Genomic DNA, 346 nt, shown 5'->3' with positions numbered 1-346 from the left:
CCATAGCATCATCTTGGTCCTCATGGAAAGGAGCGGTGCCACGATCTGACTCTCTGGGAGGGACAATGCCACGTAGGAGTTTAACCCCTTCACGGGGAATACGGCGGCCATGGCACTATCTTTTCCGGAGCCGTAATGGGGTTATTGGATGATCTATGGGGACGGGTGGGCGAAGGCACGATCAGATTCACCTTCACAGTGGAGGGGGGCGGCTTCCCGGGGAAGTTCAGCATGAGAAAGATGCAGCAGATTCAACCTCGCCTGCGGACATTGCAGGAAAAGTACGGCGACGACAAGGCTAAGCTCAATCAAGAACTGATGAAGCTTTATAAGGATGAGGGGATCA

At 53.8% G+C, this 346-nt stretch carries 1 protein-coding gene; it reads left to right on the top strand.

Translation table 11 applies throughout. The annotated features are described in order from the left end of the window. Positions 1–144: 144 nt before the first annotated feature. The coding region (locus tag EZM41_RS09415; RefSeq protein ID WP_232619271.1) for a YidC/Oxa1 family membrane protein insertase at positions 145–346 on the top strand (202 nt) is incomplete at its 3' end.

Origin of the sequence: Acetomicrobium sp. S15 = DSM 107314, assembly GCF_016125955.1 — a bacterium.
Taxonomy (GTDB): domain Bacteria; phylum Synergistota; class Synergistia; order Synergistales; family Thermosynergistaceae; genus Thermosynergistes; species Thermosynergistes pyruvativorans.
This window is presented reverse-complemented; position numbering and strand designations above follow the sequence as displayed.